Source organism: Duganella vulcania (genome assembly GCF_009857655.1).
GTDB lineage: Bacteria > Pseudomonadota > Gammaproteobacteria > Burkholderiales > Burkholderiaceae_D > Rugamonas > Rugamonas vulcania.
In genome coordinates this window covers 40,256-62,009 of the sequence record NZ_WWCX01000034.1, presented here as the reverse complement: position 1 = coordinate 62,009, position 21,754 = coordinate 40,256, and the positions used below count along the sequence as shown (strand labels likewise).

Here is a 21,754-nt window from a genome sequence, read left to right as displayed (position 1 = left end):
GGCACCGATGCCGCGCGCGCCGCCCGTCACCAGGGCGTGCTTGCCGCTGAGCGGCAGGCCGGCCGTGCCGGCACCCTGGACTGCGGCTAGGCCCGCGCCACGGGCCGAGGCGGAACCCGGTGCCAGGTAGGCGTCGCGCGCCGAAGGTTTCCTGGTTTCGCTCATTGCCTCACCCTTCCAGCAGCTTGGCCGCGACTTGTTGCGGCGTGAGGCCGGTATTGGCCGCCGCCAGTTGGCGCTCGCGTTCGAGATTGCGTTCCAGCTGCTGCTTGGCCGGCAGGTACTGCTTGGGCCAGGCAACGCCGGAATAGCCGATCTTGGCCGCCTCCGCCAGCGTCCACGCCGGATTGGCCAGGTGCGGGCGGCCGACCGCGCACAGGTCGGCGCGGCCGGCGGCAATGATGCCGTTCGCGTGGTCGGCCTCGAAGATCGAACCGACGGCGATCGCGCCGATGCCGGCCTCGTTGCGGATGCGGTCCGCGAACGGCGTCTGGAACATGCGGCCATAAACCGGCTTTTCCTGCTTGCTGACCTGGCCCGACGAGCAGTCGATCATGTCGGCGCCGGCGGCCTTGAACAGCCGGGCGATTTGCACCGCGTCGTCCGGCGTGATGCCGCCTTCAACCCAGTCGTGCGCGGAGATGCGCACGCTCATCGGCTTGTGCTGCGGCCAGGCGGCGCGCATCGCGGCAAACACGCGCAGCGGATAGCGGCAGCGGTTTTCCAGGCTACCTCCGTATTCGTCGCCGCGCTGGTTGGTCAGCGGCGAGATGAAGGACGACAGCAAATAGCCGTGCGCGCAGTGCAGCTCCAGCCAGTCGAAGCCCGCTTCGTCGGCCGCCAGCGTGGCGCGCACGAAGTCGGCCTCGATGCGGTCCATATCGGCCTGGGTCATTTCGCGCGCGGTCTGCGAGATGCCGGCCAGGTACTGCTGCGGCGAGGCGGAGACCAGCGGCCAGTTGTCCTTGTCCAAGGGCTGGTCGATGCCGTCCCACATGGCGCGGGTCGAGCCCTTGGCGCCGGCGTGGCCCAGTTGCAGCGCGATCCTGGCGTCGCTGTGCTGGTGGACGAAATCGACGATGCGCTTCCAGGCTTGCGTGTGCTCCGGCGCGTACATGCCGGGACAGGCCGGCGTGATGCGCGCATCGGCGGACACGCAGGTCATCTCGGCGAACACCATCGCCGCGCCGCCCAGTGCGCGCGCGCCAAGGTGCGCCAGGTGGTAGTCGCCGGCGACGCCGTCCACCGCGCTGTACTGCGCCATCGGCGATACGACGATGCGGTTTTTCAGCAAAAGGTCGCGGACCTTGAACGGCGTGAACATCGGCGGCGCGGCCTTTGTTGGCGGCAGGCCGGCCTGTTCGCAAGCGCGGTCGGCGAACCAGCGTTCGTAGTCCGCCACGTAGGCCGCATCGCGCAGGCGCAGGTTCTCGTGCGACAGGCGCTGGCTGCGCGTGAGCATCGAGTAGGCAAACTGCGGCGCTTCCATCGCCGTGTAGCGCTCGACGTTCTCGAACCACTCCATCGAGTTGCGGGCCGCGCTTTGCAGCTTGATCACTTCCACCGCCCGCACCGATTGATACGCCGCCAGCGCGGCGGAGGCGTCGGTGTGCTGGCCGAAGCAGCGCGCCAGCTCGATCGCGTCCTCCAGCGCCAGCTTGGTGCCGGAGCCGATCGAATAGTGCGCCGAGTGCGCGGCGTCGCCCATCAGCACCACCGGCACATCACCGTTCCAGTGAACCCACTGGCCGCAGACGATGCGCGGGAACTTGATCCACATGCCGGAACCGCGCAGGTGCGCCGAATTGGACATCAACCCGTGGCCGTCCAGCTGCTCCGCGAACAGCTGCTCGCAATACGCGATGGACTGCTCCGCGCTCATCTCCTCCAGCCCCGCCGCGCGCCACACCGATTCCGGCGTCTCGACGATGAAGGTCGAGGTGTCGCCATCGTACTGGTAGATGTGTGCCTGGAACCAGCCGTGCTCCGTCTGTTTAAAGGCGAAGGTGAAGGCGTCGAACTTCTTGCGTGTGCCCAGCCACACGAAGCGGCACTGGCGCGCCTCGATCTGCGGCTGGTAGCTGTCGGCATAGCGGGTGCGGGTGCGGCTGTTCAAACCGTCGGAGGCGATCACCAGGTCGGCGCCGTAGCGGGCGGCGATCTCCTGGTCGTCCGCGACCTCGGTCTCGAACACCAGCGACACGCCCAGCTCCTCGCAGCGCTGCTGCAGGATGTTGAGCAGGCGCTTGCGGCCGATGCCGCAGAAACCGTGGCCGCCGGACGTGACCTTCTCGCCCTTGAAGAAGACGTCGATATCGTCCCAGTGGTTGAACGACTGCAGGATCGCGCGCGCGGTCGGCTCGTCGGAGTTCATCAGGTTGCCCAGCGTCTGGTCGGAGAACACCACGCCCCAGCCGAAGGTGTCGTAGGGACGGTTGCGCTCCACCACCGTGATCTGGTGGGACGGGTCCTGCTTCTTCATCAACAGGCTGAAATACAGGCCGGCGGGGCCGCCGCCTATGCAAACGATATTCATGCGGTTCTCTCTATTCGGTTCGCAGCTTAAAGCGCTGCAGCTTTCCGGTTTCGGTACGCGGCAGCGCCGCCAGGTAGCGGATGGCGCGTGGATACTTGTACGGCGCGATCTGCCCTTTGACGAACTCCTGCAACTGCGCCGTCATGGCCTCCGACGCCTCGTGGCCCGGCTTGAGCACCACATGCGCTTCGACGATCTGCCCGCGCTCCTCATCCGCCCTTCCGATCACGCCGCATTCGGCCACGGCGGGATGGCGCAGCAGCGCGTCCTCCACCTCCGGGCCGGCGATGTTGTAGCCGGCCGAGATGATCATGTCGTCGGTGCGCGAGCGGTAGTAGAAATAGCCGTCGGCGTCCATCTCGTAGGCGTCGCCGGTGAGGTTCCAGCCATTGAGCACATAGTCGCGCTGGCGCTCGTCGGCCAGGTAGCGGCAGCCGGTCGGCCCCTTCACCGCCAGCCGGCCGATCACGCCCGGCCCGACCGGGTTGCCGTCGTGGTCGAGGATGCAGGCCTGGTAGCCCGGCACCGGCTTGCCGGTGGCGCCGGGCCGTATCTGGTCGCCGGAGGCCGAGATGAAGATGTGCAGCAGCTCCGTCGCGCCTATGCCATCGATCATCGCCAGCCCGGTGGCCTGGCGCCAGCTCTCGCGCGTGGCCAGCGGCAGCGCTTCGCCGGCGGAGACGGACTTGCGCAGGCTGGAGATGTCGTACTTGCCGGCCAGCGGCGCCATTTGACGGTAAAAGGTCGGCGCGGTGAAACACACGGTGGCGCGGTATTTTTCGATCGCCTGCAGCAGCGTTTCGGGCGTCAGCTTTTCCAGCAGGACGGCCGTCGCGCCTACCCGCAGCGGGAACAGCAGCAGGCCACCGAGGCCGAAGGTAAAGGCCAGGGGCGGCGTGCCGATGAAAATGTCGCCGGGCTGCGATCCCAGCACCGAGCGCGGGAAGCAGTCGCAAATCGCCATCACGTCGCGATGGAAGTGCATGGTCCCTTTCGGGATGCCGGTGGTGCCGGAGGTGAAGCTGATCAGGCAGACGTCGTCGGCCGCCGTGTCCACCGCGTCGAAGCTGTCCGGCTGCCCCGCCATCAGCGCCTCCAGGCCGCCGTCGGCGGCGCCGAACCACAGCGTCTTCGCCTTCACGGCGGCGGGAAGGTCCACCGCTTCCATTTCGGCGCGCAGGCTGTCGGCGCACAGCACGGCGTTGATCTCGGCCTTGGCGGCGATGGTGCCCAGTTCGCGCGCACGCAGCAGCGGCATGGTGGGCACGGCGATGCAGCCTGCCTTGAGCACCGCCAGGATGCAAGCCGCCATCATCGGATTGTTCGCGCCGCGCAGCAGCACGCGGTTGCCCGCCTCCAGCCCCAGCGCGCCGCGCAGCACATGGGCGATGCGGTCGACCTGCTGCTGCAATTGGGTGTAGGTCCAGCTGAGATGTTCGCCGCGGATGGCGACGTGGCCGGCCGCGCCGCCGGCCAGCGCGCCGTCGAACAGCGCCGCCACGCAATTGAGGCGCGGCGGGTATTGCAGCTCGGGCAGGTCGAAGCGCAGCTCGGGCCACAACGCCGGCGGCGGCAGGTGCTCGCGCGCGAAGCGGTCGGTGTGCGCGCTGTCGTTGCTGGTGACGGAGGTGCTGCTGACTGAGGTGCTGGTCATGGTCGCCCTGAAGTTGGAGGTCGTTCGGTAGCCGCTGCTCACGCAGCAGATACTTTAAACCTAAACTATATCAGCATCAAGTGCTATCGCTCAGGCGGCGCCGCTCTGCCGTACCAGGCCGGATTGATGGATCACGGCGCGCACCACGTCGGCCAGCACGGCCTGCACCGCCTCGTTGGACAGCTTGCCGGGCGCAAGGCCCTTCAGCACGGCGGCCGCGCCGTCCAGCCCCAATGTGACGCAGCCGGCGTGCAGGCGTTCGACGCGCGCGTGCGCCTCCTGCTGCTGCCCCTTGGCCAGCAGGGCTTCCAGGTCGCCGGTGGCGACGGTCAGCTGGTTCTGGAATCCGCTCAGGTAGACCAGCAGGCGCTCGGCGTTGATGCCCAGCCGGCGCAAGGTGGCGGCGGGATCTTCCGCGTGATGGTCGTAGCCGTTGGCCGCCTGGTCGAGGAAATTGACCAGGTGGACCCTGACCTGCTCGGCCTGGAACGGCTTGACGATGTAGCCGGCCGCGCCGGCGTTGGTGGCTTCCTGTACGGTGTCCTTGTCGTTGGCGGACGTCACCAGCACAAAGGGCATGGTGTTCAGTTCCGCATGCCCCTTCACGCGCTGGAGCAGCTCCATGCCGGACAGGCGCGGCATGCGCAGGTCGCAGAAACAGATCGCAGGACGCAAGCCGTCTTCCAGCTGCTGCCAGGCGTCCGCGCCATCTTCCGCTTCGACGATATCGAATTTGCCGCAGCTGTCGATCAGGTGCATCAACACCATGCGCGAGACGACGTCGTCGTCGACTACCAAAACTTTCATGAGACTCCCTGTGCCCTTAACGACTACTTTAGTGTGACCTCAGTACGGCACTTAGCAACGATATTACATGAAAAACAGGGTCAATATGTCCTGGACATCGAAGGTTTTGTATGAATTACGTCAGCTTACGAAGTGCTAGCCGCGCCGGCCCGCGCCAACAACGCGCGCAGCTGGGGCATGGCTTCGGCGATGCGCGCCCAGTTGCCATGGTCGGCGTCGAGTTCCAGCTCGCCGCACAGGGCTTGCAGCTCCTGCTCCTCCAGATAGCCGGCGCTGCCCTTCATGCCGTGCAGCAGGCGGCTGGCGGTATCGGCGTCGGCCTGCTCGACGGCGCGCTCCAGGTCCGCCAGCCGCAGCGGCGCATCCTGCAGGAAGGCGCTGCGCAGGCGCAGTTTCAGATCGCTGCCGCCGCTGTGCTGCGCCAGCCGGGCCGGTTCCTCCGAGGCCGGTGCCACGCCGAACAGTGCATCGAGTTCCGCCGTGCCGTGCGCGGGGTCGTGGCGCGGCGCCATGCGCGGCAGCTGGAAGCCCCGCTGCAGCTGGCGTTCGATCGCGCGGCTCAACTGGAAGTGCAGCTTGTCCTCGTCGATCGGCTTGGTAAGGAAGTCGTCCATGCCGGAGGCCAGGTAGCGGCTGCGGTCTTCCTCGCTGGCGTTGGCGGTCAACGCGATGATCATCAGTTCCTGGTCGCGTACCGGCATCGCCTCGGTGCCGCCGGAGCGGATCATGCGAGTGGCGCTGGCGCCGTCCATCTCCGGCATGCGGCCGTCCATCAGGATCAAGTCGTAGCGCGTCAGCGAACAGGCCTTGACGGCCAGCGCGCCGTTGGCGGCGATATCGACCTTGTGGCCCAGGTCTTCCAGCATCATGCGGATGATGATCTGGTTGGTCGGGAAGTCCTCCGCGCACAGCACCTTGAGCTGGTGGCTGTGCGGCTCGCGCGGCACGTGCGGCACCAGCGGCGGCGGCACGCCGTTCGCCAGCGGCAGTTCGAACGAGAACACGCTGCCCTCGCCCGGCGCGCTGACGGCGTTGATGCCGCCGCCCATCAGCTCGACCAGCTGGCGGCAGATCGCCAGTCCCAGGCCGGTGCCGCCGTAGCGGCGCGTGGTGGAGGCGTCGGCCTGCTCGAATTGCTGGAACAGGCGCGGGATCGCGGCGGCCTCGATGCCGATGCCGGTGTCGGCGACGCTGAAGCGGATGCGGTTGAGCGCTCCCTTGTAGCCGGCGCGGGCGCGCGCGTCGTCCTCCTGCGGCACGCGCTCGACGCGCATCCGCACCGACCCGTGCTCGGTGAACTTGAAGGCGTTGCCGACCAGGTTGACCAGCACCTGGCGCAGGCGCGTCGGGTCGCCGACGACGAACTGCGGCAGGCCTTCGCCGAACTCCAGGCTGAATTCCACGCTGTGCGCGGCAGCCTGCTCCTCGAACAGGCTGACCACGTTCTCCACCGCCGCCGACAGCGAGAAGTCGATGTTCTCGATGGTCAGCTTACCCGCCTCGATCTTCGAGAAGTCCAGCAGGTCGTTGATGATCGACAGCAGCGACTGCGCACTGGCCTGGCCGCGCAGGATCTGCTCGCGCGTGCCGACCGCCAGCCGGCTGTCGCGCAGCGCGAAGTTCAGCATCCCGATCACGCCGGCCAGCGGAGTGCGCATCTCGTGGCTCATATTGGCCAGGAATTCGGACTTCTGGCGCGTGGCGTCTTCCGCCTTCTGCTTGGCCAGGCGCAGGCGCTCGTCGTTCTCCTGCAAGGCGCGGTTGGCCAGCGCCAGCTCCTCGGTGTGCAGGCGCACCTGGCGTTCCTGCTGCAGCAACTGGGCCTGGGTCTGGCGCAGCTCCTGCAGCGTTTCTTCCAGCTGCTGGTAGGCGCGCGCGTTTTCCAGGCCGGCGGCGGCGTGCGAGGCCAGCGTTTGCAGCATGTCCATGTGCACCTGCTGGTAGCAGTTCTTCTCGACGCTCTGCACGCACAGCAGGCCGACCACCTTGTCGTTGGCCACCAGCGGCGCGTACATCATCGACTGCGCCACGGCGGCCGGCGCGCCGTCCTCGCGCACGCAGGTCACCAGCATATCCAGGCCCGATTCATCCATGTAGTTGCGGTATTCGGCCTGGAAGTCGTTGATGAACACCGGCTTGCGCTGCGTCAGGCACCACACGGCCAGCTGGTTGGGCTGGTCCAGGGGGCGCTGGTAGGGCAAGGTGCGCACGCCGGCGTCGATGGCGAAGGGGAAGTCGATCACGCCCTCGTCCTCGCGCACGAAGCCGATGCCGAAGATCTGGGCGTCCATCAGGTGATGCACGTGGCGGTACAGCGTGCGCATGGAGGTTTCCATGTCCAGCGTGGCGCTCATCTCGCGACCCAGCTCGCTCAGCACCGAGATGTTGCGGTGCGCCTGTTCGACGTTCTCCTTCTGCCGTTCGACTTCCACCTTTTGCCGCTCGGTGTCGACGCGGCGCTGCTCGGCCTCGGCGCGCTGGGCCTCGGCCTCCAGGCGGCGCTGCTCCAGTTCGCGCTTCTGCTGTTCCAGCAGCAGGTTCTTTTGTTCGACTTCCGCCGTGCGCGAGCCGACCAGCTCCTCCAGCCGCTGCTGCTGGTGATGCAGGCTGCGCACGCGCGCGTGATAGGCGGCCCAGGCGGCGCCGGCCAGCACCACGCCGAACAGGCCGCGGAACCACCAGGTCTTCCAGAACGGCGGCAGGATGGTGATCTCCAGTGTGGCCGCGTTGTCGTTCCAGATGCCGTCCTTGTTGGCGGCCTTGACGCGGAAGGTGTACTTGCCGGGATCGAGGTTGGTGTAGGTGGCGAAGCGCTTGGTGGAATCGGTGACCACCCAGTCCTCGTCGAAGCCCTGCAGCTGGTAGGCGAAGCGGTTGCGCTGCGGCGCGGCGTAGTGCAGCGCCGCGAACTCCAGCGAGAACACGGAATCGCCTTCGAGCAGCGTCAGCGCGTTGGTGTGCTCGATCGCCACCTTCAGCACGTCGGGATGGTCGCCCTGCCCCGGCTTGAGCGACTTGTTAAAGATCTGGAAGTCGGTGATGGCGACGGTCGGCGCCACGCTGTTCTCGCGCACCTCCGGCGGCGCGAACGCGGTGATGCCATTGAAGCCGCCGAAGTACAGCGTGCCGTCCGGCGTACGCAGCGCGGAGCCGTCGAAGTAGGCGCCTTCGATGGTGCCGTCGGCGCCGCCGTAGTTGCGCACCAGGCCCGTCTCGGTGTTCAGGCGCGACAGGCCGCTGTTGGTGCTCAACCAGAGATTGCCCGCGTCGTCCGGCAGGATGGAGGCGATGGCGTCGTCGGCGATGCCGTCCTTGCGCAGGTAGCGGCGGAAGCGGATGGCGCCGTCGGCCGCCACTTCCATCTTGTTCAGGCCCGCCGCCGTGCCGACCCAGATGGTGCCGCGCCCGTCCTCGTACAGGTAGTGCACCTCGTCGTGACTGAGGCTGAAAGGGTCGGTGGGGTCGCGCCGGAAGTGGCGGAACGTGCCGGTCTTGCGGTCCAGCAGATCGAGGCCGTTGAAGGTACCCACCCACAGCTGGCCCTTGCGGTCCTCCAGTATCGGCCGCACCACGTTGTCGGCCAGGCTGCTCATGTCGGATGGATCGTGGCGGAAGGTGCGCACGTCCATGGTCTGCGGGTCGAGCCGGTGCAGCCCCCCGCGCGAGGCGATCCACAAGATGCCGCTGCGGTCGCCGACGATGTTGCGGATGGTGTCGCTGGCCGGATCGCCGCGCACGAAGGACAGCGCCTTGATCGCGCCGCTCGCCACGTCCAGGTGGTTGACGCCGGCCCGCCCGCCGATCCATATATTGCCGTTCTTCTCGCGCCACAGCGCGGTGACCTGGTCGTCGCTTAAGCTGTTGGCGCGTTGCGGATCGTGGCGCCACACCTTGCCCTCGCCGCTGACCGGATCGTACAGATTCAGGCCGCCGCTGCTGCCCAGCCACAGCTGGCCGCGCGCCTCGGCGACGATGGCGCGCACCTTGTTGTCCGACAGGGTGTTGGGGATGTCGGCCTGGCGCACGATGCGGGCGAAGCCGCCGCTGCCCAGGTCCACGCGGCTGGCGCCGTCGTTCCAGGTGCCGACCCAGAAGGTGCCGACGCGGTCGCGGAACAGCGCCGAGATCTGGTTGTCCGCCACGCTGTGGCTATCGCTGAATTGATGTAGATACTGTACCAGCCGGTTCTCCGCCGGCAGCCAGCGCAGCAGGCCGTCGGCCTGGGTGCCGACCCAGACGTTGGTCTCGGCGTCGACATACAGCGTGGTGACGCTCATGCCCGGCTTCATGCCCTCGCGCGGGCCGAGGCGGCGGCGCTGCGGCTCCTTGCCCAGCAAACGCCATTGTTCCAGGCCGCCCAGCGTGCCCACCCACAGCGTCTGCGCGCTGTCGACCTGCAGCGCCAGCACGGCGTTGAATTTGCTGTCGCCGTGGGCGTCGATGGTGAAGTGCTGGAAGCGCGCCTCGCCCGGCGCCAGCATATCGAGGCCGGTGGCGGTGGCCACCCACAGGCGGCCCGCGGCGTCCAGCGCCAGCGCGTTGACCTGGTCGTTGGCCAGGCTGCCGGCATCGGCCGGATCGTGGTGCCAGCTGGTGAAGCGCTGATTGGCCGGGTTGAAGTGATGCAGGCCGTCGGCGCTGGCCAGCCAAAGGCCACCCTCGCCATCGTCGGCGATGGCGCGCACGTGGCGGTTGCCGTTGCCGCGCTGCGCCGATTCGTGCGGCAGGAAGTGGGTGAAGGTCTTGGTGGTGGGGTCGTAGCGATCCAGGCCGCCGTCGGTGCCCACCCACAGCTGGCCGGCGCGGTCCAGGTGCAGCACGCGCACCCAGTTGTCGGTCAGGCTGCGCGGGTCGGAGACGGCGCTCTTGTAGGTGACGGTGCGGTAGCCGTCGAAGCGGGTCAGGCCGGCCTGGGTGCCCAGCCAGATGAAGCCCTGCTTGTCCTGGGCGATGGCCAGCACCGATTCCTGCGCCAGTCCGTGTTCGACGCTGAGCTGCTCGAAGCGCAGCGTGCGCGGCGGCGCCCCGGCCCATGCGGCGGCCGCGCCCAGGCCCCACAACAGCAGGACGGGCAGCAGCAAGCGGCTACAGAGGTGTGTCAAAAACAGCAAAAAGAGTCCCGTCGGTCAGGTATCCATGCGCAAAATTCAGGATTCGAAAAACGCCAGCACATCGTCCTTGCGCGCGTGCGTGTCGCGCTGTCCGAGCCGGATCAACTCGCAAGTATATGTCGATTCGAACAACAGGTACGACGCGAGTGCGGCGCCGCGCGTTTCGGTGGCGCCTATCCCGGACAGCATGGTGCGTATCGGCGCCGGCAGACTGGCGATGTGGCGGCTGGCGATGTCGTCGAGCCGCTCGGACGGCGCGATCACCAGCAGCTGCACCGGCTTGAGCGGCGTCTGCGACAGCAGCTCCGGCGGCAGCATGGACAGCGTCTTGTTGATGCGCTCCAGCCGTTCGATGTCGACCGCCAGGCTATCGAGGAAGATCGACGACATGGCGTGGCCGGCGATCTGCGCCAGGCTGGGATAGCGCGCCGCGCTTTTCTCGGCGGCGCTGCGGGCCGGCTCGGTCAGGCGCCCCGCCCCGACCACCAGCACCTTGCTGGCGCCAAGGTGGATGGCCGGCGAGATCGGCGCCAGCTGGCGCATCGAACCGTCGCCGCAGTATTCGCGGTGGCCGCCCATGTACAGCGGCGTGGCCGGGAAGATGAACGGGATCGCCGACGACGCCAGCAGATGCTCGACGCCGATCTGGTCCTGCAGGGCCACGCGCTGCATGCGTATCCACGGCGCGATGTCGGCGGCGGTCTGGTAGAACGTCATGTGGTTGCCGGCGGTGTAGGACGAGGCGGTGACGGCCAGCGCGTGCAGCAGGCCCTCGGACAGCACCGAGTCCAGGCGCGGCAGATCGAGCATGCGGTGCAGCAGGCCGACCAGCGGGGTATTGTCCAGCAACGACGCGGGCGGCGCGGCGCGCCATTTGCGCAGCAGCCAGCCGAACGACAACAGCGACAACCAGCGCGCGCCGGAGCGGATCACGCCCAGCGAGTCGGCGCGGTAGACCTGCCCCACTTCGATGTGCTGCCAGACGTCGAGCAGCTTTTGCACGCCCTCGCCGAAGTTATCGGCGCGGCAGGCCAGCGCGGTGGCGTTGATGGCGCCGGCCGAGGTGCCGCAGATGATGTCGAACGGATTGCGCGCCGGCGGCCAGCCCGCTTCCCACAGTATCTCCGAGATCGCCTGCAGCACGCCGACCTGGTAGGCGGCGCGGGCGCCGCCGCCCGTCAGGATCAATCCTGTTTTCTTTTGAATTCCCATACGACAAGGTTAGCAGGGTATGCCGGATTTGGGGAGCGTTTGACGGCTTTAGTCGCCTAATACGACACCTTCGCGACGGGGATCGGCGCCGCCGAACCACTGCTCCTTGCCGCCGGCCGTGCGGCGCTGGATGCCCTGCAGGCCTGAGTTGAGCTCGAACTCGCGCACCTGGTGGCCGCGCGCCTTGAGCTGCTCCACCACCGCCGGCGCCACGCGCCCCGCTTCCAGTTCGGTCGGGCCGTTGCGGCTGCCGATATTGGGCAGGCTGATGGCCTGCTGCACATCGAGCTGCCAATCCAGCGTGCCGACCAACACCTTGGCCACGTAGTTGATGATGGCCGAGCCGCCCGGCGAGCCGGTGGCCAGCACCAGCTTGTGCGTGCCCTTGTCGAACACCAGCGTCGGCGACATGGCGCTGCGCGGGCGTTTGCCGGCCTGCACGCGGTTGGCGATCGGGCCGTTTTCGTCCTGCGAATCGAAGGAGAAGTCGGTCAGCTGGTTGTTCAGCATGAAGCCGTCGACCATCTGGCGCGCGCCGAAGGCGTCTTCCACCGAGGTGGTCATCGACAGGCCGCCGCCGTAGGCGTCCACCGCCACCAGGTGCGAGGTCGATGGCTTGTCGATGGCGGTGTCGGCGCCCCACGCGACCTGCATCGTGGCCGGCGTGCCGTAGTTGGCGCGGCCCATGGACTTCTCGCCGATCAGCGAGGCGCGCTGCTTCAGGTAGTCCTTGTCCAGCAGCGCGGTGACGCCCTTGCCGGGCAGCGGCACGAAATCGGTGTCGGCGACGTAGCGGTTGCGGTCCGCGTAGGCCAGGCGTCCAGCCTCGCTGAACAGGTGGATGCCCTCGGCCGTCAGCATGCCGTTGACCGGCTTGTACGGGCTGATGTCCTTCACTTCCAGGATGCCCAGCATCTGCGCGATGGCGATGCCGCCCGACGACGGCGGCGGCGCGCCGCACACGGTCCAGGCCTTGTAGTCGCTGCAGATTGGCGTGCGCTCCTTGGCCTGGTAGCCGGCGATGTCGGCGGCGGTCAGCTTGCCGGGATTGGTCGGATGGCCGGCCACCTTGGCGGCGATGTCGCGCGCGATGCGGCCTTTGTAGAAGGCGTCGGCGCCGCCGTCGGCGATCTCGCGCAGCGTGCGCGCCAGTTCGGGGTTCTTCAGCAGGTAGCCGACCGGGCGCGGTTTGCCGTCCTCGCCGAAGAAGTAGGCCCTGGCGACCGGGTCGCGCGCCAGATAGCGGTCGTAGTTGAGCAGCGCGTTCAGGCGCGGGCTGACATTGAAGCCGTCTTCGGCCAGCTTGATGGCCGGCGCGAACAGCGCCTTCCATGGCAGCTTGCCGTGCTCCTTGTGCGCCAGCTCCAGCATGCGCAGCACGCCGGGCGCGCCGACCGAGCGGCCGCCGATCACGCCGATTTCACGCGAGACCGGTTTGCCGTCCTTGTCCTGGAACAGATGTTCGTCCGCCGTGGCGGGCGCGGTTTCGCGGCCGTCGTAGGATTGCACGCGCTTGCCGTCGGAGTACAGCAGGAAGGAGCCGCCGCCGATGCCGGACGATTGCGGCTCGACCAGCGTGAGCACCAGCTGGGTGGCGATGGCCGCGTCGATCGCGGCGCCGCCCTGCTTGAGCATCTGGTAGCCGGCCTGGGTGGCCAGCGGATTGGCCGCCGCCACCATGAATTTTTGCGCGGACTTGCCGGCTTTTTCGGCGAAACCGGTGGCGATTTCGGGCGCCACATCGGCGCCGGTGCGTTGTGCGTAGACCGGCGCGTTCAACGCGGCCAGCAGCGGAAGGGACAGCGCGAGGCTCAGCGCCAAAGGCTTCAGACGAAACATGGACTCTCCAAAAATAAGAGGCGCGCGGCCAGGGCCGCGCGCCCGATCACTCTGGCATCCTACACGAAATCGTGTAAACCGTTTACTTCGGCTGCATGCGGATGGCGCCGTCCAGGCGGATGGTTTCGCCGTTCAGCATCGTGTTCTCGATGATGGCCTTGGCCAGGTGGGCGTATTCGTCCGGGCGGCCGAGGCGCGGCGGGAACGGCACCATATTGCCCAGCGCGGTGCGCACTTCCTCCGGCATGCCCATCAACATCGGGGTTTCGAAGATGCCGGGGGCGATGGTCATCACGCGGATGGCGCTGCGCGACAGGTCGCGCGCCATCGGCAAGGTCAGGCCGGCGACGGCGGCCTTGGAGGCGGCGTAAGCGGCCTGGCCGATCTGGCCGTCGAAGGCCGCGACCGAGGCGGTGTTGATGATCACGCCGCGTTCGCCGCTGTCGGTGGCGGCGGTCTTGCCCATGGCGTCGGCGGCCAGGCGGGCCATGTTGAAGGTGCCGACCAGGTTGATGTTGACGGTGCGCTGGAACACATCCAGCGGGTGCGGGCCGTCCTTGCCGACGGTCTTGACGGCCGGCGCCACGCCGGCGCAGTTGATCAGGCCGCGCAGCGTGCCCAGCGCGAGGGCGGCGTCCACCACGGCCGTGCCGTCGGCTTCAGAGGTGACGTCGCACTTGACGAAGACAGCCTTGAGCTCGGCGGCCAGCGCCTCGCCCGGCTCGACCTGCACGTCGGCCAGCACGACCTTGCCGCCCTGCCCCACGATCATGCGCGCGGTGGCAGCGCCCAGGCCCGACGCGCCGCCGGTGACGATGAATACGTTGTTCTGAATTTGCATGTGTGTCCCTATCTGTTTTTATTTGACGTTTACGTTAACGTCACATCGCAATTGTAGCGAATTTTTCGCCAGGATTGAGGAAAAAGCGCAAGGGGGCGCCCGCCCTGCCATGCTACGGTTTGCGTCCGACCGCGAAGGAGTCAGACATGGACGCCAGGATCAGCCTCAACTTTTCTATTGCCAAGGTGATCGCGGTCTTCACGGTGCTCGCCGGCCACTGGTTTTCGCCGTCGATTTTGTGGATACCGGTGACTGTCGGACTGTTTATCTTCGCGTTTTCGTCGGGGTACTTCACTTCGCTGCGATACGGGGCGGAGCTCGACATCGGCCGGTTCTGGCGGAATAAACTGGAGCGGCTGGGCGTGCGCTACTGGGTCGTCCTGGGATTTCTTGCAGTCGTGGTCATGCTGCGCGGCGGCGTGTTATTTCACTGGCACACGCTGGTGCATTTTCTCGGGCTGTCGGGCGTGCTGAACTGGATGGGCATCCCCAACCGCAGCGGGCTGGGCGCCGGCTTGTGGTTTTTTACGCTGTTGCTGGTGTTTTACCTGAGCTATCCATTGCTGGCGAAGGCCTGCTGGTCGACACCGCGCGCCGTGGTCGTCGCGGTGGCGTCAACCGTGATCGCGATTTACCTTGAAGAGCAGTCCCAGATCGGCCATGAACTTTGGCTGACATCGCTGGGTTTCATCGTCGGCGTGGCGTATGGCATGTCGATGCCACGACTGCGCGCCTGGCCGGCAGCGCTGGCCGCCGCGCTCGGATGCGTCGCATTGCTGGCGGCTCACAGCACCGGGTTCAAGGGCGCCAATACCGCGCTGATCGCCCTGACCAGCATCGCCTGTTGCGTATGGCTGGCCAACGCCACCGGAATCCGCTGGCATGGACTGTCCCGGCTCGCAGAGCTTGAGGACTACCTGCTCGAAATCTTCCTGATCCACACTTATCTGTTTGTGCACCCCACTCACAACGCCCCGCTCGACCTCGTCATCTCGACCGTCGTCATTTTGGCCGTGACTGTGGGTCTTCACCGCCTGTCGCGCAGCGCGCCGGTGGGCGTGCGGCAGCATTAGCACTGCACCCAGATGCCGTTGCGGTTGCAGACTTTGCCCGAGGGCGAAATGACGGTGCCGGGACCGGCATTGTTGATGTGGGTGCCGTTGGCGTCGTTGCAGCCGGTGGGGCCACAGTTGTTCAGGGCCTTCGGTGCGTTGGGAGGATTCAGCAAGGTTTGCAACGACGGCGATGGCGGCGCGGCGGGCATGGCAACCTGCGGTGCCTGCTTGACGACGGGCATGCGCTGGATGATCTGCGGGACGGGACGGCGTGGCATCGGCTTGCGCGCCGGCGCGGTGCGGCACGGTTCGACGGCCAACCGCAGGCCGTCCGCGCTCAGCGTGCAGACCGGCAGTTTGGCATATTCGCGAAGCTCGGGACTGGCCGGAGCTACGATCTTGGCGGGGCCCGGCGCCTGGGCCCCTGCCGATCCGCCCGACAGCGCCAGCATCAGGCAAAGTACGGCGCGCGACGTCATGGCGGCGGCACCACGGTGGCGACCAGCATGCGCCATGGCAGCAGGCAGCTTGTGATGTTGGGGTAGTAGCCACGCGGGTTGTCGCAGTAGTAAAGCCTTCTCGACGATACGCCGGCGTCGGGTGGCGGCAGGTACAGCGGCGGGTCGGCGTAGTAGCCGGACGGATAATAATACCCGTCGTAGTAGGGCCCGTAGTAGCGGTAACGCGGCCAGTAGACAGGCGCTCCGACGAAGACGCCGCCGCGCACATAGCCGCGGCCGTGATGATAGCCATGGCCGCCTCCCCAGCCGCCATGGAAATGGCCGTGGCCCCCTCCTCCGTGGCTATGGCCCTGCGCCCAGGCATATGGGCAGGTCAGCGCTCCCAGCAGGAACGCCAACAGCAATGCCGGTTTCAACAAATTCATGGCGTCACCTCGCGTAGTGCTACACCTTTCATTATTAGCAGGTGTAGCACCAGAGGGAAGCGTTTGAAACAATTGGTAACGCTTACTTGCCTGGCGGTGGCGCCTCCGCCGAGGCGGCGGGAGTTGCCGCGGCAGGCTCCACTGCCGGCGCGCCCGGCGCCGGTTGTGCGCCTTCCGTCATCGGCGCCGACGCCGAGGGCTGTGGAGGAGGCGGCACGTCGGCCGGCTTCATCATGCCATCGCCTGGCGACGTGATCATCGTCGGCGCCGGCGCGGTGATCGCCGTGACCGGCGCAGGCGCAGATACCGCCAGCCAGCCCGAGGCCGGCAGCAGCGGCACCAGCAGCAGCGCCACGATGTTGATGATCTTGATCAGCGGATTGACCGCCGGCCCCGCCGTGTCCTTGTAAGGATCGCCGACGGTGTCGCCGGTCACGGCCGCCTTGTGCGCGTCCGAACCCTTGCCGCCGAAGTGGCCGTCCTCGATGTATTTCTTGGCGTTGTCCCAGGCGCCGCCGCCGGTGGTCATCGAGATCGCCACGAACAGGCCGGTGACGATGGTCCCCATCAGCATGCCGCCCAGCGCGGCCGCCCCCAGCAGCATGCCGACAATGATCGGCACCACCACCGGCAGCAGCGACGGGATGATCATTTCCTTGATCGCCGACGCGGTCAGCATGTCGACAGCCTTGTCGTACTCCGGCTTGCCGGTGCCGTCCATGATGCCCTTGATGTCGCGGAACTGGCGGCGCACCTCCACCACCACGGCGCCGGCCGCGCGGCCCACGGCCTCCATCGCCATCGCGCCAAACAGGTAGGGAATCAGGCCGCCGATGACCAGGCCGACGATCACCATCGGGTTCGACAGGTCGAAGGTGACGCTCTTGCCGCTCGACTCCAGCGCGTGCGTGTAGTCGGCGAACAGCACCAGCGCGGCCAGGCCGGCCGAGCCGATCGCATAGCCCTTGGTGACGGCCTTGGTGGTGTTGCCCACCGCGTCCAGCGGATCGGTGATGGCGCGCACCGATTCCGGCATGCCCGACATTTCGGCGATGCCGCCGGCGTTGTCGGTGATCGGGCCATAGGCGTCCAGCGCCACGACGATGCCGGCCATCGACAGCATCGACGTGGCCGCGATCGCCACGCCGTACAGCTGGCCCAGCTGGTATGACACCAGGATCGCCGCGCACACCGCCAGCACCGGATAGGCAGTGGACTTCATCGACACGCCCAGGCCGGCGATGATGTTGGTGCCGTGGCCGGTGGTCGACGCTTCGGCGATATGCTTGACCGGATGGAAATCGGTGCCGGTGTAGTACTCGGTGATGTAGACCATCAGCCCGGTCAGCACGATACCGACCACGGTGCAGCCCATCATCTTCATGCGCATGGCCTCGTCCGGCCAGATCTGCCAGGTGACGACGGCGAAGCCGATCAGCGACAGGCCGGCCGCCCACCACAGCCCGGTGTACAGCGCCGACATGATCTTCTTGCCGGGCTTGGCCTTGACCATCGAGCAGCCGATGATGGAGGCGATGATGGACACCGCGCCCAGCAGCAGCGGATAGACAATGGCCGAGGTCGGCGCCGACGTGATCAGCAAGGCGCCCAGCAGCATGGTGGCGATCAGCGTCACCACATAGGTTTCAAACAGGTCGGCCGCCATGCCGGCGCAGTCGCCGACGTTGTCGCCGACGTTATCGGCGATCACCGCCGGGTTGCGCGGATCGTCCTCCGGGATGCCGGCCTCCACCTTGCCCACCAGGTCGGCGCCGACGTCCGCACCCTTGGTGAAGATGCCGCCGCCCAGCCGGGCGAAGATGGAAATGAGCGAGGCGCCGAAGGCCAGGCCGATCAGCGGCTTGATCACATCGTGCGGATTGAGCGGCGGATTCGGCGCGCCCGGCGCCATCCCCACCAGGAACATATAGAACAGCACCACGCCCAGCAGGCCCAGGCCGACCACCAGCATGCCGGTGATCGCGCCGCCCTTGAAGGCGACGTCGAGCGCCTCGTTCATGCCCTTGGTGGCCGCCTGGGCCGTGCGCACGTTGGCGCGCACCGAGACGTTCATGCCGATGAAGCCGCAGGCGCCGGACAGCACCGCGCCGATCAGGAAGCCGACGGCGGTCTTCATGTCGAGCAAGGCGGCGATAAGAATGAGCAGCACCAGGCCGACGATGCCGATGGTGCGGTACTGGCGCGCCAGGTAGGCGGCGGCGCCCTGCTGGATGGCCAGTGCGATTTCCTGCATGCGCGGGTTGCCCGCGTCCTGGCGCAAAATCCAGCTTCGAGACCATAAACCGTAAATCACGGCGATAACGCCGCACGCAACTGCAAGCCAAAGACTAGCTGCCATAGTGTCCCCTTATTTTTATTGATCGAGCCTACAAACCCACACTTCAGAAAACCAACGCCCGCCGGGTAGGCAAGCGCAGCCAACTAAACCTGCGAACTGCAACACTTCATAAAACGGGATGGCATCCAGCCGATTTGCAAGCGCAAAAAAAGCGGACACTCGGTCCGCTCTACTTTAACGCTTATTCCGCCAGCGCGGCAAACGCGCTGTCACGAATTTGCTCTACCGGACCGACGCCGGCGATGCGGCGGTATTTCGGCGCGCCTGGCTGGCCCGACTGCGCCCAGTTGTTGTAGTAGCTGAGCAGCACTTCGGTCTGGTTATGGTAGACGTCCAGGCGCTTCTTGACGGTTTCGGCCTTGTCGTCGTCGCGCTGCACCAGCGGTTCGCCGGTGACGTCGTCCTTGCCTTCGACCTTGGGCGGGTTGAACTTGACGTGGTACACGCGGCCCGAGGCCGGATGGCTGCGGCGGCCGTCCATGCGTTCGATGATCGACTCGTCCGGCACGTCGATTTCCAGCACGTAGTCGACCACGACGCCGCTGTCCTTCATCGCATCCGCTTGCGCGATGGTGCGCGGGAAGCCGTCGAACAGGTAGCCGTTGGCGCAGTCCGGCTCGGCCAGACGGTCCTTGACCAGGCCGATGATGATGTCATCCGATACCAGACCACCCGCGTCCATCACCTTCTTGGCGGCCAAGCCCATCTCCGTGCCCGCCTTGATCGCGGCACGCAGCATGTCGCCGGTCGAGATTTGCGGAATATTGTATTTTTCCTTGATGAAATTAGCCTGGGTGCCCTTGCCGGCACCTGGTGCTCCTAAAAGAATAAGACGCATGAAAAATTCCTAAAACAGAATGTGGGTTAGTTGGTATTGGATCGTACGAAACTTACCACAAAACTTCGTCTCAACGCCAATTTGTGACGGTTTGAACCGTTCTTAGGTGGCGAAACCGGGGTACGGAGAGATATTCCGTATGAATATCGCACCGTTGTCTTCGTTATATCAGTTGTTACTGACTGCTGGCTGACGTGTTGTTTGATACAAATCAATAGAACTGCCGGACGCGGGCCAGGTCTTCCGGCGTATCCACTCCGGCCGCCGGGGCCGAATCGGTCACGTGGACCGCGATGGGATAGCCGTGCCACAGCACGCGCAACTGTTCCAGTGCTTCGATCGATTCCAGCGGCGACACCTCCAGCGCCGGGTAGGCTTGCAGGAAGTCGTTGCGGTAGGCGTACAGTCCGATGTGACGGAGCGGTACGTAACCGTCCGGCAGCGAGGATTTAGACTGCGCAAAAGCGTCGCGGTTCCAGGGTATGGTCGCGCGCGAAAAATAAAGCGCCCTGCCGGCCTTGTCCAGCACCACCTTGACCACGTTCGGGTTGAAGGCGTCGGCGGCGTCGTGCAGCGGATGGGCGCAGGTGGACATGGGCACACCGGCGCCGATGCGCGCGGCGGCCGCTTGCAGCAGCGCCGGGTCGATCAGCGGCTCGTCGCCCTGCAGGTTGACCACCACCGCGTCGGCCGGCAGATTGAGCGCGCGCGCCACTTCGGCGATGCGATCGGTGCCGGACGGATGGTCGGCGCGGGTCATGCATACTTCCACGCCGTGCTGTTCGCAGGCGGCGCGGATGTCTTCGTGGTCGGTGGCGACGATGATGCGGGCGGCGCCGGCCTGCTGCGCCCGCTCGGCCACGCGCACCACCATGGGCTTGCCGCCCAGGTCGGCCAGCGGCTTGTTCGGCAGGCGGGTCGAGGCCAGGCGGGCCGGGATGATGACGATGAAGGACACCGCCTAGTCCGCCTTGTCCTGCAGCGTGCGCGCCTCGTCGGCCCACATGATGGGGATGCCGTCTCGGATCGGGAAGGCCAGGCGGTCGCCCTTGCAAATCATTTCCTGGGCATTTTTATCGTACTCCAGGGGGCCTTTGCAGACCGGGCATACCAGGATATCAAGCAATCGAGCGTCCACGACATTTCTCCACAATTTGGTCGGCCAGCGCGCCGTCAAGGTGCGCCGTCACCGGGACGACCCATAGTCGCGGGTCGTCTCTGAGTTCTTCAATTTGCGCACATTTTACTGCATCCTTCTCTGTCATCAAGATCAGGTCGGCGTCGAGCGCGTCAAACGGGCGGTCCTGGAAGTCGTGATGGTCGGGCAAAGGCAGTTCCGTGACGTGCAGGCCGGCGGCCTTCAGCATGCCGAAGAAGCGCGCCGGATTGCCGATGCCGGCGGCGGCGGCCACGCGCAGGCCCGGCTGCGCGAGGGCCGTCAACGGGCGGCGCTGCGTACGGTCGATGAGCTGCTCGGCGTGCGCGCCGGCCAGCGTCATCTGGATGGGCGCCGCGCCGGCCGCGCCGACCGATCGCGCCAGCTCGCCGGTCAGCACCGGCGTGTTGATGACGGTGAAGTCGCGCCGGCGCGATACCGGCTCGCGCAGCGGGCCGGCCGGCAGCAGCCAGCCATTGCCGGCGCCACGGCCGTCGAACAGGATGATCTCCACGTCGCGCCGCAGGGCATAGTGCTGCAGGCCGTCGTCGGTCAGCAGGATGTTCACTTCGGGATGCGCGGCCAGCAGCGCGCGGCCGGTGGCGGCGCGGTCGCGGCCCACCATCACCGGACAGCCGGTGCGCTGCTTAATCAGCAACGGCTCGTCGCCGACCTGCGCCGGCGTGGACGCGGCGCCCACCTCGCGCGCGTTGCCGCCGTCGCTGCCGTGGCCGCGCGAGATCACGCCCGGCCTCATGCCGGCCGCCTGCAGGGCTTGCACCAGCCAGATGGTCAGCGGCGTCTTGCCGGTGCCGCCGATGTAGATATTCCCCACCACCACCACCGGCACCGGCAGGCGCGAGGACTTCAGCACGCCGGCGCGGAACAAGGCCGCCCGCAGGCCACTGAGCGCGCGGAACAGCAGCGACACCGGCCACAAGGCGCAAGCGAGCGGGCCGCGCCGCAGCCAGTTGCGCGTCAGCGTCGTTTCGAGCGCTGACGATTTGGTGGGAGAGGTCGACACTTATTTCGCGGTGCTGGTCTGCGCGGCGAAGGTCAGCTTTTCGTAGCCCGCGATGCGCGCCGCTTCCATCACGTTGATGACCATCTGGTGCATCGCGAACTGGTCGGCGTTGACGATCACCACCGGCGACTTGCCGGCCGCGCCGCCCTTGTCGGCCGCGTTCTTCATGGCCTGCGCGAAGCCGGCCACGTCATGGAACGACACCGGCTCGCCATTGATCGTGTAGTTGCCCTTGGCGTCCACCGTCACGTCCAGCTCGAACGGCTTGTCGGCCGCCTTCTGCGCGTCGGCGGTCGGCAGCGTGATCTGCAGTTCGGTGAACTTGCTGTAGGTGGTGGTCACCATCAGGAAGATCAGGATCACCAGCAGCACGTCGATGAACGGGATCAGGTTGATCTCGGGGTCTTCGCGATGCCGGCCTTTGCGGAAGTTCATG

The 21,754-nt window shown here is 66.7% G+C and carries 16 protein-coding genes; 1 reads left to right on the top strand and 15 read right to left on the bottom strand.

Annotation, left to right across the window (positions count from 1 at the left end; all coding sequences use genetic code 11):
* Nucleotides 1-169: 169 nt before the first annotated feature.
* The 7 genes from GTP90_RS18665 to GTP90_RS18635 all read right to left on the bottom strand — a co-directional run bounded on the left by GTP90_RS18665 (nt 170) and on the right by GTP90_RS18635 (nt 14,000).
* Nucleotides 170-2,536 (bottom strand): bifunctional salicylyl-CoA 5-hydroxylase/oxidoreductase, encoded by a 2,367-nt coding sequence (locus tag GTP90_RS18665; protein ID WP_161084970.1) that lies wholly within the window; start codon nt 2,534-2,536, stop codon nt 170-172.
* Between the two features lie 10 nt (nt 2,537-2,546).
* Nucleotides 2,547-4,190 (bottom strand): AMP-binding protein, encoded by a 1,644-nt coding sequence (locus GTP90_RS18660; RefSeq protein WP_161084969.1) that lies wholly within the window; start codon nt 4,188-4,190, stop codon nt 2,547-2,549.
* A 90-nt stretch (nt 4,191-4,280) separates the two neighbouring features.
* Nucleotides 4,281-4,997, bottom strand: a complete 717-nt coding sequence (locus tag GTP90_RS18655; protein ID WP_161084968.1) for a response regulator — start codon at nt 4,995-4,997, stop codon at nt 4,281-4,283.
* A 125-nt stretch (nt 4,998-5,122) separates the two neighbouring features.
* Entirely contained in the window at nt 5,123-10,078 is a 4,956-nt protein-coding gene (locus GTP90_RS18650; protein WP_254451931.1) for a two-component regulator propeller domain-containing protein, read from the bottom strand.
* A gap of 66 nt (nt 10,079-10,144) precedes the next feature.
* On the bottom strand, nt 10,145-11,320 hold the full coding sequence (locus tag GTP90_RS18645) for a patatin-like phospholipase family protein (protein ID WP_161084967.1): 1,176 nt from the start codon (nt 11,318-11,320) through the stop codon (nt 10,145-10,147).
* A 48-nt stretch (nt 11,321-11,368) separates the two neighbouring features.
* On the bottom strand, nt 11,369-13,159 hold the full coding sequence (ggt, locus tag GTP90_RS18640; protein WP_161084966.1) for a gamma-glutamyltransferase: 1,791 nt from the start codon (nt 13,157-13,159) through the stop codon (nt 11,369-11,371).
* 82 nt (nt 13,160-13,241) lie between these two features.
* Nucleotides 13,242-14,000 (bottom strand): SDR family NAD(P)-dependent oxidoreductase, encoded by a 759-nt coding sequence (locus GTP90_RS18635; RefSeq protein WP_161084965.1) that lies wholly within the window; start codon nt 13,998-14,000, stop codon nt 13,242-13,244.
* Between the two features lie 146 nt (nt 14,001-14,146).
* Here GTP90_RS18635 and GTP90_RS18630 point away from each other — a divergent pair, with 146 nt between their 5' ends.
* Nucleotides 14,147-15,073: an acyltransferase family protein gene (locus GTP90_RS18630; RefSeq protein WP_161084964.1), complete on the top strand. Its 927-nt coding sequence runs from the start codon at nt 14,147-14,149 to the stop codon at nt 15,071-15,073.
* On the opposite strand, the gene GTP90_RS18625 is transcribed toward GTP90_RS18630, so the two are convergent.
* The 8 genes from GTP90_RS18625 to GTP90_RS18590 all read right to left on the bottom strand — a co-directional run bounded on the left by GTP90_RS18625 (nt 15,070) and on the right by GTP90_RS18590 (nt 21,753).
* On the bottom strand, nt 15,070-15,570 hold the full coding sequence (locus tag GTP90_RS18625) for a hypothetical protein (RefSeq protein ID WP_254451930.1): 501 nt from the start codon (nt 15,568-15,570) through the stop codon (nt 15,070-15,072). The genes GTP90_RS18630 and GTP90_RS18625 overlap by 4 nt on opposite strands.
* On the bottom strand, nt 15,531-15,941 hold the full coding sequence (locus GTP90_RS18620) for a hypothetical protein (protein WP_161084963.1): 411 nt from the start codon (nt 15,939-15,941) through the stop codon (nt 15,531-15,533). The genes GTP90_RS18625 and GTP90_RS18620 overlap by 40 nt, the downstream gene beginning before the upstream one ends.
* A gap of 82 nt (nt 15,942-16,023) precedes the next feature.
* Entirely contained in the window at nt 16,024-18,300 is a 2,277-nt protein-coding gene (locus GTP90_RS18615; RefSeq protein WP_161084962.1) for a sodium-translocating pyrophosphatase, read from the bottom strand.
* Nucleotides 18,301-18,481: 181 nt separating this feature from the next.
* A complete protein-coding gene (gene adk, locus GTP90_RS18610; protein ID WP_161084961.1) occupies nt 18,482-19,138 on the bottom strand; it encodes an adenylate kinase in 657 nt (218 codons plus the stop codon).
* A gap of 211 nt (nt 19,139-19,349) precedes the next feature.
* Nucleotides 19,350-20,096: a 3-deoxy-manno-octulosonate cytidylyltransferase gene (kdsB, locus tag GTP90_RS18605; protein WP_161084960.1), complete on the bottom strand. Its 747-nt coding sequence runs from the start codon at nt 20,094-20,096 to the stop codon at nt 19,350-19,352.
* A 3-nt stretch (nt 20,097-20,099) separates the two neighbouring features.
* Complete coding sequence (locus GTP90_RS18600; protein WP_161084959.1) at nt 20,100-20,276, bottom strand: Trm112 family protein; 177 nt, start codon at nt 20,274-20,276, stop codon at nt 20,100-20,102.
* The gene (lpxK, locus tag GTP90_RS18595; RefSeq protein ID WP_161084958.1) at nt 20,257-21,318 is read right to left on the bottom strand and encodes a tetraacyldisaccharide 4'-kinase; all 1,062 of its coding nucleotides are present in this window, start codon (nt 21,316-21,318) and stop codon (nt 20,257-20,259) included. The genes GTP90_RS18600 and lpxK overlap by 20 nt, the downstream gene beginning before the upstream one ends.
* Nucleotides 21,319-21,753, bottom strand: a complete 435-nt coding sequence (locus GTP90_RS18590; protein ID WP_161084957.1) for an ExbD/TolR family protein — start codon at nt 21,751-21,753, stop codon at nt 21,319-21,321.
* Between the last annotated feature and the right edge of the window lies 1 nt (nt 21,754).